The organism is Yersinia sp. KBS0713 (genome assembly GCF_005937895.2).
GTDB classification, from domain to species: domain Bacteria; phylum Pseudomonadota; class Gammaproteobacteria; order Enterobacterales; family Enterobacteriaceae; genus Yersinia; species Yersinia bercovieri.
The window spans coordinates 3,995,972-4,010,965 of record NZ_CP042173.1; the positions used below are offsets into that span (position 1 = coordinate 3,995,972).

Consider the following 14,994-nt stretch of genomic DNA (forward strand, 5'->3'; position numbering starts at 1 on the left):
TTAGAACTCAAACTGATAAAGCACATCTAATGCCTGATCAATACCAGACACCGCTTCCAGATACAACCTTGGCATCAACCGATAACGTAATGTTAACGTTGCCAGCGAGTCAAATATACCCACACCATATTTTATTTGCAGGTCCTTGGTGACATAGCCGCTCACAACCACTTGCGAGCTATCGCCGACCCCCTGAGTATCCAGTGCCAGGTTGCTGACACCAAATGCCTCGCCGATTTTACCCACAAGTTTACCACTTTGTGCAACCCCCATGCCGACCAGCATTGAGGTCATCAGGCCGCTGTCGGCCCCTGAATTACCCAGCCCCTGCCCGCGTAATAGGTAAGATAGCGCCTCTTGCTGTGACATCGCGGGATCTGAGAATATCTCCAGCCGTGGCGAGTCCGCCATCCCTGTCACCCGTACGCCAGCGGTGACACCGTTAGCGGTCGCATCAGGATTTCGTATGGCTTCAATATTAAGCAACGGCTGATCCGGCGGGCCGGAGAATAGCAATACCCCTTTATTGACAATCAAATCCTGCCCATAAGCCCGGAAGCTACCGGATGGGATATTAATTTGCCCGTTCAAACCTAACCCGCGCTGATCTTGAACCATTTTCAAATCGCCCTGCAAGCGGGCTTTCAGGCCAAAGGCATTCAGGCGAACATCATTACCGACCCGAATCACCAGATTGCTGTTGATAGGAATACTGGTCGAGCGGGGCGAAATTGGCTGCAGATCGTTATTGAGCATCACTTCATCTGATGAGACACCGACCGCCGTTTCAGGCACTTCCTGCACCGTGATACGCGCCCACGGGATATCCACCGAACCATTAAGAGTAAACAGCTGCGGCGTGGCTTCAAAAACAATATCTGGCGAGACATCTATCCGCACCATCGGTGGGATAGTGACACGCAACTTGTTGCCTTTTGCCGCGATTCGGGCGCGCCAGGCATTGATATCACGCCAATCGGCATCGCCGGAGAGATTGAGCTGCCCCTGAGAAGTGCGAATCAAGCCATCCAACGTTGAGGTCATGCCGTCGAAGTTCATCACCAGCCGCCCTTCGGTAATATCAAATGGCATCCAACTGCCATCGACATCCACATTATCCAGTGCTAACCGACCGAAAACTAATGGGTTTTTGGCACTTCCCCCCAGACGGAGATTGGCATTGAGTAGGCCAGCGGCTTTTTCACCATCACTGAGAATCGGATTAATCATTGCCAGCGAGATATTACTGATAGCAATGTTACCGGATAAATTACGCCGCCCTTCCGGGTCTGTGACCTGCACCTGCCCTGAGAACTGACCATTATTCACCAGCTTGATAAGCCAGTCGGCCCGCACCTGCCCATTGGCCAACCCGCCATTTAGATTCAGCGTTTCAAATGCGATGGGTAGCGGATTACCCTGCACCACTTGCTGCACTTTGACGCCGTTACCACTGAGTGATACCCGCACATCTGGCAGGCTGCCACCCGCTTTCCAACTGACATCAGCCCGCCCAGTGAACACCCCGCTCATGGTGGTATCCGGGCCGAGGAAAGGTTTTATCATGGCTAAATCAAAGCGATTAAGCACCACACTCGCCTGCCCGCTAGGGCCAGCTTCGATAGCCCTTGGGACACAAAGCTCCGCATTCGGATTAAGCCAGCAATGCGGCCCGATAGTGACCCGCTGTAGAGTATTTTGGTAATCCAGGGCGATGGCACGACTTAAACGCCATTCACCTACCGGTGTATCGAAGCGCGTATTGTTGAGGCTACCGCGCCAGCGCTCTTGTTGACGGTCAAAGCTGCCCTCCAAGGCCAGTTGACCGGACACCGGCTCACCCTGCATATTCAGCCGCAACTGATGCTGCTTTTCACTGCCACGGGCATCCAGCGTCAATAGGCTGACCACTAAATCGGCTTGCTTGAGCTGCTCAACCCTGATGGCGAGCTGACCCTGAATTTGATCTGTCGAGCGGACGTCCCCCTCAACCCTCACTCGATTGATGCTCAACTCTTGCCATTGCAGGCGGTTGGCGGTGAGATCCGCCAGCAGTTGCGGCGCTTTAAGGTTGCCGCGTAATCTCAACGTCCCTTTCACCACACCGGCCAATCCAGGCAGCGCCCCGTCCAGCTGTGGCGCATCAATATTGGCATCAAGCTGCCATTGATCGTTAAGATCACCTCTCACATCCAGCTTATTACGGCCCAATGCCAGATTGATGCCCGGAATATGCCACTGACCCGCCGCATTCCCCGTCAATGAACCACGAGCCGTCACCCGGTTTTGTTTCACATTACCGTCCAGCGTCAGCTCCGGCACCTGTAACTGCCAGCTACCGCCGTGGATACTGCCGCGCGTCACAATCTTGCCACTCAGTTTTGCTGGCCACTCCGGCCACTGTTTCGCGGTGTTAATGCCCGACAGGGTCAATACCGAGTTCCAACTCACCGCCTTGCTCCACTCCACCACACCGGTCAGGTCAGTGTTACCTTGCAGCGCCGCCAGACGTAAACGTGTCAGATTGAATTGCTCGATATTTCCTTTGCCATCGAACGTCAATACCGCAGGCGGTAAGTCGCTGCCTTTCAATTCAGCGCGAATCGAAAGTGCGTAATCCGTCGCCTGTCCGTTGAGGCGCATTCTGAGATTATCGATTTGATACTCAGATTCCCCCGCCAGCGGCCAGCGCAGTTGCTTGCTTTGCAGCGTTAGCGCCAATGGCAAACCCACCTGCGCCAGTGAGGCCTCGGCATCCAATTGCGCACTCACCGGGCCAGATAAATTCAGCGCCACCTTGAGTTGCTCGCGTAATGCGCCGCCGAGGGTCAGCTTCACTTTCTCGCCTTTCAGCGGCTCCACGTTCAATGTGCTGTTGACCACCATACTCAGCGGCCACTTATCCGCCAGCGTCGCCTCACCTTGGGCTGATAGCCCGCCCTGTGGCGACTTAATCTCCAGTGTATCCAGTGTGATGCGCTGATCCTGAGTGCTGGCTTGCAACAAAAGACTACTGATCAGCACATCGGTATCACCCGTCAGCCTAAGCTGCTGCCCGCTGATCGATTTAATCTGCAAATCCAGTGGCAACCGGAAGTCCGGCAGCTCTGATAATAACGGTTTGGCAAATAAGGCTTTTAAACTTTCACCGAGCGGGGTCTCCGGCGCGGTAGGGGCAGGGGGGGCCGCTTGCTGCTCAACCGCTTCTTTCACCGCAATGGCGGTTTCAACCGCCGGTTTGGCGGCATCAGGGACGATGGCGGGCACCGTTTTCGGCAATGCAATCAATAACCCACTGATTTTAGTTGGCATTAAGTTGAGCGCCCGCTGCTGCCAGTGCGCGCCAGTGCGGAATTCATCCAACGAAATCGCGGTGTCATCAATGGCGACTTTGACATTATTCAGCGACAACATGCGCAAAGTGATGGGATACGGGGTACTCAGCTCACCCATCGGCTCAGTGCTAGCCGGTGTTTCTGCCGCAGGAGGCAGGGCTTTGGTATCGACCACCACATCTACATTTTGCGCGGTCAGGGCATTGACGCATAGCTCGCTACGCTTGAGGCAAGATAGCTGCAATGAGAGATGAAATTGGCCCGCTTGCACGGTGACACCCGGCATTTGGTACTGAACACCTTTTAGGGTGAGATCACGCCAGCCGCCGCTGACACTGGCAATATCCAGGCCCGGCACCCAACGCGCAGCGCTGTTAATCAGCAAATGCAAACCACTGGTGGTGCCAAGCAGACCCGCCAGCGCCCCCACCAACAGCAGGATAATGAGCAAAAATGCGATGCTAAGTCTCTTTATCCACCTCATAGTTCAGGCCCCAAACCGATGTAAAATTGCACGCCATGTGCGGTGTTGTCACCAATAGGTTTGGCGATATCCAGCTTGATCGGGCCGACCGGAGAGGCCCAACGTACCCCCACCCCGGCACCGGTTTTGAAATCACTCTTGCGAATGTCATTAACGGCTTCACCTGAATCGACGAATACCGCGCCCCACCAGCGGCCCGTCACGTTATATTGATATTCGAGTGTACCGGTGGCCAATTTAGAGGCACCGGTCAGCTTGCCTTCACTGTCGCGTGGTGAGATATCTCGGAATTTATAGCCACGAATACTGCGGTCACCCCCAGCGAAGAAGCGCAGTGAAGGGGGCACACGGTCAAAATTATTGGTTTCGATCCAGCCCAAATTACCGCGCACCACAAAGCGGTTTTTCTCGCCCAGGGTACGAATCCAGACGTTTTGCGCCTGGAATATGCCGAAATCGACATCTGACCCCCATGTGGTATCAGACCAGTCAATGGAATAATTTTGGCTATCCCCCCAGACTGGCATCGCCCCGCCCCGCTGGCGGGTACGGCTAATACTCACCCCCGGATAGAGCAGCATGGTGGTGTCGGTGACACTACCTTGGGTAAAGTGATCCAGACTCCAACGCAGGTTAACCGAGCGCTTCCAACCACTGGAGAGATCCCAGAATCGAGCCACGTTCAGCGTGGTGGTATCAGAGTTGGTGTCATTGAGGTCAGTGCGCTTAAACCCGCCCTGTAGCAGGTAATACTGTTCCAGCGGACTCTTCATCAGCGGAATACGATAGCTGAAATCCAGTGTCTGCTCAGGGGCGGAGAGCGTGGTACTGGTGGTCAGACTGTGCCCGTAGGAGTTCATCCATGGTTTGCGCCAACTGCCGGTTAGGCGCGGCCCCACATCAGTCGCATAGCCGCCCCCCAGTTCGATCGTATTTTCTGTTCGCGGGGTGACAACCGCATCAAGTGGCAGGATTTTGGTTTTTCGCGCATCACGGAAATCAGGTGAGACCACCACAGAGTTAAACCAGTTAGTCGCCGCCAGACGGCGGTTTAGCTCGGCTAGCTCATCAGAGGTGTAGTATTCACCCTCATGAAAAGGCACTAAATTTTGCAGGAAATCCTCGCGAATCTGCGATCCCTGAAAGACAACTTTGCCAAAGCGGTAGCGCTCTCCGCTGTCGAAATCGATATCCCAGAATGCTTTGCGCAGCTCGGCTGCAACACCCAACTGGCTTTTGATCATATTGGCGTCGAAGTAACCACGGCGCAGTGCCAGACCGGTCAGCGAACTTTTGAAATTATCAAAATCACCATGATTGAGGACTGAGCCTATTTTTGGGGTATCGCGGCGCACCAGCGCCAAATAGTCGGGATCTGTTTTCGCCCCGCCTTGCAGGACGATATCAACACCAGCAATCAATACCGGTTCGCCGGGAACCACTTTGGCAATCAAAACAGAACGAGCAGGCGCTGGGCGCTCTTGCAAATCAAAGGTGATAGTGGGGTCGTAATAGCCTAAAGCGCGCAGCCCCTGACGAATAGCCTCATCCACCCGCGAGCGGAAACGGCCATCAGCGGTGACTTCATCAGTCCCAATTGTGGATAAACGTGCCCTGACGTTTCTCTCTAAATCCCCGCTAAGACCTTCAACCTGCAACCGCACATTGGCAGCATAGGCGAGAGGTGTGGCGAGCAATACGCACAAAAAACACAAGATTGGGTATCGTGGCACGCGCGCTCCTAATTAATTTTATTCCCTTTATGTTTCAGGTTATCGGTGGCCGGCGCCTTCCCGCATATTGAAACCTATTGGGTATACATTCCTGTAAAAAACCATCTCACGGACGTTTCGTCACTGACACAATCATCCCGCACTTAAAGTCCGATTTAAACGCGTTATGCCTAAAATTCCACTTTAAACCGCTACATTATCGCAGGATGGCTCTTATTGTGTGCAAACTCGTAGTCAGATACAACTGTCTATCGCCATTCACTGTAAACATCTTGTTAGTAATTTACTGTAAACTTAGGATTCACTGTACACACAGGAGGCTATTTTGGTGCAAAATTTTGATAAATCTGCCGTCATTGATGCGGCAAATGCTTTGCCGGGACGACTGACGCCAATGCCGGTCGCAACTCTCCATGTGGTGAATGGTCACTCAATGACCCATATCCCTGAGGGGATGGAAGTGGCCATCTTCGCCATGGGCTGCTTCTGGGGTGTCGAACGCCTGTTTTGGCAACAATCGGGCATCTATAGCACCGCAGCCGGTTACAGCGGTGGCTATACACCAAACCCGACCTACCATGAGGTTTGCAGCGGCCGTACCGCCCATGCCGAGGTGGTTCGTGTGGTCTTTGATCCTGCCATCGTCAGCTATAAACAGCTATTGCAGATCTTCTGGGAAAATCACGATCCGGCTCAGGGAATGCGCCAGGGGGGTGATATCGGCACACAATATCGTTCAGCGATTTACGTTTTGACTCCTGAGCAGGAAGCACAAGCTAACGAGAGCAAAACCCAGTTCCAGCAAGCGATGGCGCAAGCCGGTGACCATCGGGCGATTACCAGTGAGATTGCCGTTGCCCTACCGTTTTACTATGCCGAGGATGACCATCAGCAATATTTGTACAAGAATCCACATGGCTATTGTGGGCTGGGTGGCATTGGTGTTTGTATGCCGCCCAATTTGTAGGGCTAGCGGCGCTCTTATCGCTGCTGCTATACTCTTTTCGGGCTGTTCACTCAGCCCGAAAGCGGTTTTCTACCGCTATCTTGAATTCAGCATTGAACCAATTGAATTAACCCAATTAAACAGTATGGCCCTTCCTTACGATCGCCGGCGCATCGTCGGTACGACACGGATAGATTATGTTAAACAGTATTTTACTGATTCTTTTTTTAATTGCGGTGAGCGCCTTTTTCTCGTTATCAGAAATTTCATTGGCCGCTTCACGCAAAATTAAGTTAAAACTTCTGGCCGACGATGGCGATATCAACGCCGCGCGGGTTCTTAAATTGCAGGAGACGCCGGGGATTTTCTTCACCGTGGTGCAAATTGGCCTGAACGCCGTTGCCATCCTCGGGGGTATCGTCGGTGATGCGGCGTTCTCGCCCTCTTTCAGAGTGGTGTTTGAACGCTTTATGTCACCTGAGCTTGCCGACCAGGTCAGTTTTATTTGCTCATTCGTTCTGGTCACCAGCTTATTTATTCTGTTTGCCGACTTAACTCCGAAACGCATCGGGATGATTTCGCCTGAAGCGGTTGCCGTTCGGATCGTCAACCCGATGCGCTTCTGTTTGATGATTTGTCGCCCATTAGTCTGGTTCTTCAATGGGATGGCGAATCTGATCTTCCGTCTATTTAAGCTACCAATGGTTCGCAATGATGACATCACCTCGGATGATATCTATGCCGTGGTAGAGGCTGGTGCATTGGCCGGCGTGTTACGCAAACAAGAGCACGAGCTGATTGAAAACGTTTTCGAGTTAGAGTCTCGCACAGTACCCTCCTCCATGACCTCGCGCGAAAGTGTGATCTATTTTGATCTGCGGGAGAGCGAAGACAGCATAAAAGAGAAGATTTCCACCCATCCACACTCAAAATTCCTGGTCTGCGATGGGCATATCGATCAGGTAGTGGGCTATGTTGACTCCAAAGACTTGCTGAACCGAGTATTGGGTAACCAGAGTCTGGTACTGAGTAGTGGAGTGCAAATTCGCTCAGCACTGATTGTCCCAGACACCCTGACACTCTCTGAGGCGCTTGAGAGCTTTAAAACTGCCGGTGAAGATTTTGCCGTTATTCTCAACGAATATGCATTGGTGGTTGGGATAATTACCCTGAATGACGTGATGACCACGCTGATGGGCGATTTGGTAGGGCAAGGGCAGGAAGAACAGATTGTCGCCCGTGATGAAAGCTCATGGTTGATTGAGGGGGGCACCCCAATTGAAGATGTCATGCGCGTACTGCATATTGATGAGTTCCCCCAATCGGGTAATTATGAAACCATCGGCGGCTTTATGATGTATATGCTGCGCAAAATTCCAAAGCGCACTGATTTCGTCAAGTATGCTGGTTACAAATTTGAAGTGGTGGATATCGATAGCTACAAAATCGATCAGTTACTGGTGACCAAACTCAGTGACCTACCCGCACCTATACTACCAAAAGCCCCGCACGAAAGTAGTGATGCGTAAATCTATTGCTTGAGTGAGTTACCCGGTAAAACATTAGCGGCCCCAATATAGGGGCCGCAATTAATTTTGTTCAGAGTAGTGTCATACCCAAAGTCATTGGAGTTACAGCTAGACAGCACCTGTGCTGCTAACAACGCTGCCACTTCAATTAAGTGGGTGTCAGCCCATTTCAGACTGCAAACGCATCACTTGCCGATTCACTTCCGACATCACTTCAAAGTGGCGCTTATCCCTAACTTTCGGGATTAAAATCTTACCTTTATCGAACTCAAAAGCCCCCATATCCTTGATGTACAGACGGCCACGGAATAACGTTTTAACATACATCGCGACTTTTGCCGGATTGTAACGTGGGAAGATCCTCATTGTTTTACTTTCCTCCATAACACCAATACACACCCTCTGGCGCATTAGCGACCAAGATCACAGGTAGCGTAAGATAATTGCAGAGTAATAGACCTAGAGTATGGGCTTAAGTTCCCCCATATTCAGTCATTGATGCTGGGTTTACATAAAATTACAGTACCAGATGGATAAAATTAGACTTATTAACAGAATAACCATCTAGTTACTGGTGGAAATAATTTTTTTCAACTGACAGGACAGACCACTGATCAGCACCTATGATTGGAAAACTTACCTGTAGCCTGCATTCAGGGATAAGTCGAGTCTACCCATAAGATCCCCAAGGACATTACATGATAAAAAATAGCCTGCTGATACTGTCGCTACTATTCACACCGCTACTGGTCAGCGCCCATTCCATTCAAAACAACCAACGTGTACCACCGGTTGGTGTCAGCGATAAAGGTGAACTGAATTACGATAAAGCTACTGATCAGTTTAGCTATAAAAACTGGAATAGCTCGCAACTGCCCGGCAAAGTGCGAGTCATCCAGCATATTGCTGGGCGAACCTCAGCAAAAGAGCTGAATGCGCCCTTAGTGGAGGCCATCAAGCACGCTAATCTGCCACACGAACATTACCAAACGACGACGATCGTCAATACTGATGACGCCATTATTGGCACCGCCATGTTTGTGCGTAATAGCATTGAAAGCAATAAACGCGAATTCCCTTGGTCGCAGTTTGTGGTCGACAGCAACGGCAATGTCAAAAAGGCATGGGCCTTAGCGGATAAAGGCTCCACCATCGTGGTGCTGGATCAGCAAGGGAATGTGAATTTTGTCAAAGATGGCGCACTGACACCAGAAGAGGTGCAGCAGGTCATCGACCACCTGCACCAGTTGGTTAAGCAATAGATTAGAATAGCGACACTCTAAAGCCGGGGTTCAGGAATGATTCACGTGGGATATAAGAAAGCGGTTTACCCTGCCAATCGTGAACCTGTGCTCCGGCAGCAAGGGCAATGGCATGTCCCGCCGCGGTGTCCCACACATTCGTTGGCCCAAAGCGAGGATAGAGCTGGGCCCTCCCTTCTGCCACCAAACAAAACTTGAGTGACGAACCGACCGATACTGTCTGATGTTCGCCCAGTTGCGCCAGATAATCCTCCAGTTCAGCATCGCTGTGGGAGCGACTCACGACCACCAGCGGCGGCAGTGCATCACGCACCTGAATCTGCATACGCCGCCCACCCTCCTCTTTCCAGGCCTGACCATTTTCGGCACTGTACATCACCTCAGTCACCGGGGTGTACACCACGCCCAGTACCGGCTCACCCTTATCAATCAATGCGATATTGACGGTAAACTCGCCATTGCGATTCAGAAACTCTTTGGTGCCATCCAGCGGATCAACCAGCCAATAGCGCTGCCAATGCTGACGCACCTCCCAAGCCGGCGGGTCCTCTTCAGACAACAGCGGAATGTCAGGGGTCAATGTGGCTAATCCGGCTTTGATAATCTGGTGAGCCGCGAGATCAGCCGCAGTCACCGGTGAATCATCTTTTTTATGGGCCACATCAAGGGGCTTATCACCCTGATAGACCGCCATAATCGCCACGCCTGCTTCGCGGGCTAACTGGCAAATTTGCTCTAACATCATCCACCCCTTGGTATTGAATATTGATAGTCAGAATACACGTTATCGATAGTGGCTCCTGGAACTGTTCACTGGTCTTATATTCATTTTAGAACGTAAAGCATGAATCATCTCAAGACTTATCCCCCCCCCCTGCAGACTAATAATATTCCTGCTAAATAGCCATATTTGCCAGAAAACTGCTTATAAAATCAGTGGCATTAACCTGCTACAACTGTGAACTTCTGCGCGGTATCCGCTGCTACTTTCTGCCAAACTTCACACTTTGCTTTAGCAATTATTTAAAGTTACATGTTCTTTTGCGATACACGTCTAATAGTTCTTAATGGAGAAAGCCATGTTCAAGCGTCCCCTGACGTTATCCCTGCTTGCCAGCCTGATTGCTGTTGCCACATCCGTGTCGGTGACCAGCGCACAGGCCGCCACTGTTGACTTGCGCGTTCTGGAAACCACCGACCTGCACAGCAACATGATGGATTTCGATTACTACAAAGATAAACCTACCGAGAAGTTCGGCCTGGTGCGCACCGCAAGTCTGATTGAAGCGGCTCGCCAGCAGGCGACCAACAGTGTACTGGTGGATAATGGTGATCTTATTCAGGGCAGCCCACTTGGCGACTATATGGCTGCTAAGGGATTGAAGGCGGGTGAGATTCATCCCGTTTATAAGGCGATGAATACACTGGATTATGCGGTGGGTAACATCGGTAATCACGAGTTTAACTACGGTTTGGACTACCTGAAAAAATCACTGGCGGGTGCCAAATTCCCCTATGTGAATGCCAACGTGATTGATGTTAAGAGTGGTAAACCGCTATTCCAGCCCTATTTGATTGTCGACACGCCAGTGAAAGATCGCGAGGGAAAAACCCATAACCTGCGCATCGGCTATATTGGTTTTGTGCCTCCGCAAGTAATGATTTGGGACAAAGCGAACCTCAGCGGCAAAGTTACCGTCAACGATATCACCGAAACCGCTAAAAAATGGGTGCCGGAGATGCGCAAGCAAGGGGCGGATTTAGTGGTGGCGATCCCGCATTCTGGCCTCTCCAGTGACCCCTATAAAACCATGGCGGAAAACTCGGTTTATTACCTCAGCCAGGTGCCGGGCATTGACGCCATCATGTTCGGCCATGCCCACGCCATCTTCCCAAGCAAAGATTTTGCCGCCATTAAAGGTGCGGATATCGCGCAAGGCACATTAAACGGTATTCCGGCGGTGATGCCGGGCCAGTGGGGTGATCATCTAGGGGTCGTCGATTTTGTACTGAATAACGACCAAGGCCAGTGGCAGGTGACTCAGGCTAAAGCGGAAGCTCGCCCTATTTACGATAAAACCGCGCAAAAATCGCTGGCGGCAGAAAATGCGGATCTGGTGAAAGTGCTGGCGGCAGACCATCAGGGGACGCGGGATTTTGTTAGCCAGCCGATCGGCAAAGCATCAGACAATATGTACAGCTATCTGGCGCTGATTCAGGACGATCCAACAGTTCAAATCGTGAATAATGCCCAGCGTGCCTATACCGAACACTTTATCCAGGGCGACCCTGATTTGGCCGGACTGCCAGTGCTCTCTGCCGCTGCGCCGTTTAAAGCCGGTGGCCGCAAAAATGATCCCGCCAGTTTTGTCGAAGTGGAAAAAGGGGAGTTGACCTTCCGCAATGCCGCCGATCTCTACCTTTACCCAAATACGCTGGTGGTGGTGAAAGCCAGTGGTGCCGAGGTGAAACAGTGGCTGGAGTGCTCTGCGGCGCAATTTAATCAAATTGATGTGAACAGCCGTCAGCCGCAACCGCTGATCAATTGGGATGGTTTTCGCACCTATAATTTCGATGTCATTGATGGTGTTAAATATGAGATAGATGTTAGCCAGCCGGCACGCTATGACGGCGAATGCGTGCTGATTAATGATAAAGCCGAGCGTATTAAACAACTGACATTTAATGGTAAACCTATCGATCCAAAGGCCACATTCCTGATCGCCACCAATAATTACCGTGCTTACAGCGGTAAGTTTGCCGGAACAGGTGATAGCCATATTGCTTTCGCGTCACCGGATGAAAACCGGGCCGTGCTATCTGCCTATATCAGCGCTGAAACCAAAAAACATGGGCAGGTGACCCCACAAGCTGATAACAACTGGCGTCTGGCAACGCTGGAGAGCAAACAGCCACTGGATATCCGCTTTGAAACCTCACCAAGCACCAAAGCCGCTGAGTTTATTAAGCAAAAAGCGCAGTATCCGATGACAGCACAGGGCCATGATGAGATTGGTTTTGAAGTTTATCGACTCGATTTACAGCATAAATAATCTCTGACCACAGCGCTCTAGCGGGTGCTGTGGTTACCTGCATACCTCTTTATGGTTATATCGCAATCTATAACATGTATTTATTATACATCTTATAGATATTTAATTACTCAATGAGGTGTCATTATGGATTACCGCAATCAATCTCTGGGTGCGCTGGCTATCGCCATTCCACGGGCTACAAAGCTATTTCGTCATTATCAACTCGATTTCTGTTGTGGAGGTAAGCAAACACTATTACGCGCAGCGAATAAGTTAGAGTTGGATATTGATGAGCTGGAAGCACAGTTGAGTGCATTACAAGCTGAGCCGCAATCAGCTGAAGATTGGCAACAGCAGCCGCTGACAAACCTCATTGATTTCATTATCAGCCGCTACCATAACCGCCATCGCGAGCAGTTGCCGGAATTGATTCTGATGGCGGAGAAAGTTGAACGGGTACATGGCGAAAAGCCGGCATGTCCACGTGGGTTAGCAGCAGAACTCACCGCCATTTTAGAAGAGCTGACCCAGCATATGTACAAAGAGGAGCAGATCCTGTTCCCGATGATCCAGCGGGGTATGGGTTCTCAGGCGGGCGGCCCGATATTTGTGATGGAAGCTGAACACGATGCGGTTGGGCTACAGTTGGAAGTGGTAAAACAGCTGACGCAAAATGTGACCCCACCAGATGGCGCCTGCAATACCTGGCGTGCGCTCTACACAGGCATCAATGAATTTATGACTGATCTGATGGAACATATTCATCTGGAAAATAATTTGCTGTTCCCGCGTGCACTCAAGGGGGAATAATTTAGCGGGCATTGATTATCACAGCTAATAAACAGCCAAAGGGCGACATCACGTCGCCCTTTGTCATAACACTGCATCTGGAAAAGATAAGAATTACAGGATTTCCAGCAGCTCTACTTCAAACATCAATGCGCTAAATGGTGGGATAGTTGCACCCGCGCCACGCTCGCCATAGGCCAGATTGTGGGGGATGTATAACTTCCATTTAGCGCCAACAGGCATCATGGACAGCGCTTCGATCCAACCAGGGATAACGCCACTGACCGGAAACTCTGCTGGCTGACCGCGCTCAACCGAGCTATCAAATACCGTACCATCAACCAAACGGCCAGTGTAGTGCACACGAACACGGTCCTGACGAGATGGGATCGGGCCGTCGCCTGCCTGCAACACCGAGAACTGCAAGCCAGATTCAGTGGTGGTGACGTCATCACGCTTGGCATTCTCTTCCAAAAAGGTTTTCCCCTCTTCGACCAATGCTTGCTGGCGCTCAACACGTACTTTATCAGCCTTTTCATGTACTTCTTGTAATGCGCGATGTATCACATCAACAGGGACAGTCGGTGTATTCCCCTCCATCGCGTCACGCAAACCTGCCAGTAGTGCTTCTGGCAATAAACCTTCCAGCCCGGACTCTTGCAATTGCTGCCCGATTTGTAAACCAATCCCGTAGCTCGCTTGCGCTTCAACGCTATCAAAAGAAGGGGTTGTCATGGATTTTCCTTTAGTCGCTTATTCATGTCGAAGCCGCAAGCATAACAGCAGCAGGGGAGCGCGGTAAAATCTTGCGTTGTGAATGATGACTTTTGTCGAAGAAACAGAAACAATGGCAGCAGGCTAACGGGAAATACCCCTTTTAGGTATTATAATCTCCTGCCTTTTGCCATCAAGCAGTTAGCAACGCGGCAATTTCAGGTAGGAAGGGTATATACTTAGAAGACTATAGGATTCACCGCCATATTATTATTTATGTCGTTTTACGCCGTTGAAGAGAGGTCAGCATGGGCAGAATCGCGCCCAGGAGAAGGAAGAGTAATCGGATTTATCAGCCATTGCTGCACACCTGGTTGACGATCAGGCAGAAGATCCTACCGGATCCTAAAGTGGCCGATGACCAAAGTCTGATGTCCGAAGTGAGTGCATCCGAACAGACCGCCCCTGCTGAGGATATTGCCGCTACGGAAAATAGTGTCACCCCTGAAGCCGTGGCAACAGCCACCCCGGAAACCGGCATCAAAGGGCTACTGCTAAAAATCTGGCATTTGCCGGACAGTTTTCGGTGGATGGAGCCATTACCGCTCTTCCACCGTCGCTGGATAATCATCGTCACCGCTGTGTTGCTGCTGGCACTGCTGTGGCCGGTATCACGCGATAATACCGACCGCTCCTTCCCCATTAGCGCACCGTCCACTGACGTGCCACTACAGGCCCAATTACAGGATAATCTTGATGCTCCGCCACCCCCAACGGTGGCTCCTCCCGTGACGCCTAATACATTGCAAGGAGAGTGGCAGAGTTATCAGATTCAATCAGGGAAAACATTGGCGCAGCTATTCCGTGACAATAATCTGCCGGTCAATGAGGTCTTTGCGATGGCGCAGGTTGAGGGCAGTGATAAACCACTGAGCAACCTGAAAGCGGGGCAAGAGGTCAAAATCATGCTGGATGCACAAGGCGTGGTCGCCGCACTGGCCATTGAAACCACTGCGAATACCGAAGTGCTATTTACTCGGCAGAGTGATGGCAGCTATCGCCGTGACCGTTAACCACCGCCCTAACTTCTAGCTCACCCCCTATTTTCTTTGATATTGCCACTTTGTCTCTCCCGAATTAGGTTGTTTTCTGGATGGTTAACCCCAT

11 protein-coding genes are annotated in these 14,994 nt (G+C 51.1%); 6 read left to right on the forward strand and 5 right to left on the reverse strand.

From position 1 onward, the window contains the following. Both FFE93_RS18965 and FFE93_RS18970 read right to left on the reverse strand, forming a co-directional pair. Positions 1–3,819 carry a translocation/assembly module TamB domain-containing protein gene (locus tag FFE93_RS18965; RefSeq protein WP_138775778.1) on the reverse strand — a complete coding sequence of 1,273 codons (3,819 nt, stop codon included), beginning with the start codon at positions 3,817–3,819 and terminating at the stop codon, positions 1–3. Further along, positions 3,816–5,552, reverse strand: a complete 1,737-nt coding sequence (locus FFE93_RS18970) for an autotransporter assembly complex protein TamA (protein ID WP_032897144.1) — start codon at positions 5,550–5,552, stop codon at positions 3,816–3,818. The genes FFE93_RS18965 and FFE93_RS18970 overlap by 4 nt, the downstream gene beginning before the upstream one ends. A 328-nt stretch (positions 5,553–5,880) precedes the next feature. On the opposite strand from FFE93_RS18970, the gene msrA reads away from it, so the two are divergent. Continuing rightward, positions 5,881–6,519, forward strand: coding sequence for a peptide-methionine (S)-S-oxide reductase MsrA (msrA, locus tag FFE93_RS18975; RefSeq protein WP_005272635.1), 639 nt, complete (start codon positions 5,881–5,883; stop codon positions 6,517–6,519). A gap of 176 nt (positions 6,520–6,695) precedes the next feature. After that, positions 6,696–8,027: a hemolysin family protein gene (locus FFE93_RS18980; RefSeq protein WP_004875441.1), complete on the forward strand. Its 1,332-nt coding sequence runs from the start codon at positions 6,696–6,698 to the stop codon at positions 8,025–8,027. Between the two features lie 159 nt (positions 8,028–8,186). Here FFE93_RS18980 and FFE93_RS18985 read toward each other — a convergent pair whose 3' ends face one another. Then, positions 8,187–8,393 carry a DUF1107 domain-containing protein gene (locus FFE93_RS18985; protein WP_032897150.1) on the reverse strand — a complete coding sequence of 69 codons (207 nt, stop codon included), beginning with the start codon at positions 8,391–8,393 and terminating at the stop codon, positions 8,187–8,189. A gap of 332 nt (positions 8,394–8,725) precedes the next feature. On the opposite strand from FFE93_RS18985, the gene FFE93_RS18990 reads away from it, so the two are divergent. Beyond that, entirely contained in the window at positions 8,726–9,289 is a 564-nt protein-coding gene (locus FFE93_RS18990) for a YtfJ family protein (RefSeq protein ID WP_005272640.1), read from the forward strand. A gap of 1 nt (position 9,290) precedes the next feature. Here the strand turns inward: FFE93_RS18990 and cysQ are convergent, their stop codons facing one another. Next, entirely contained in the window at positions 9,291–10,031 is a 741-nt protein-coding gene (cysQ, locus tag FFE93_RS18995) for a 3'(2'),5'-bisphosphate nucleotidase CysQ (protein WP_032897153.1), read from the reverse strand. 325 nt (positions 10,032–10,356) lie between these two features. On the opposite strand from cysQ, the gene FFE93_RS19000 reads away from it, so the two are divergent. Then, on the forward strand, positions 10,357–12,342 hold the full coding sequence (locus FFE93_RS19000) for a bifunctional 2',3'-cyclic-nucleotide 2'-phosphodiesterase/3'-nucleotidase (protein ID WP_054872523.1): 1,986 nt from the start codon (positions 10,357–10,359) through the stop codon (positions 12,340–12,342). A gap of 126 nt (positions 12,343–12,468) precedes the next feature. Then, positions 12,469–13,134 carry an iron-sulfur cluster repair protein YtfE gene (gene ytfE, locus FFE93_RS19005; protein ID WP_005272643.1) on the forward strand — a complete coding sequence of 222 codons (666 nt, stop codon included), beginning with the start codon at positions 12,469–12,471 and terminating at the stop codon, positions 13,132–13,134. Between the two features lie 93 nt (positions 13,135–13,227). Here ytfE and FFE93_RS19010 read toward each other — a convergent pair whose 3' ends face one another. Continuing rightward, positions 13,228–13,848 (reverse strand): peptidylprolyl isomerase, encoded by a 621-nt coding sequence (locus tag FFE93_RS19010; RefSeq protein WP_005272644.1) that lies wholly within the window; start codon positions 13,846–13,848, stop codon positions 13,228–13,230. 287 nt (positions 13,849–14,135) lie between these two features. Here FFE93_RS19010 and FFE93_RS19015 point away from each other — a divergent pair, with 287 nt between their 5' ends. Beyond that, positions 14,136–14,900 (forward strand): OapA family protein, encoded by a 765-nt coding sequence (locus tag FFE93_RS19015; RefSeq protein WP_138775780.1) that lies wholly within the window; start codon positions 14,136–14,138, stop codon positions 14,898–14,900. Positions 14,901–14,994: the final 94 nt, after the last annotated feature.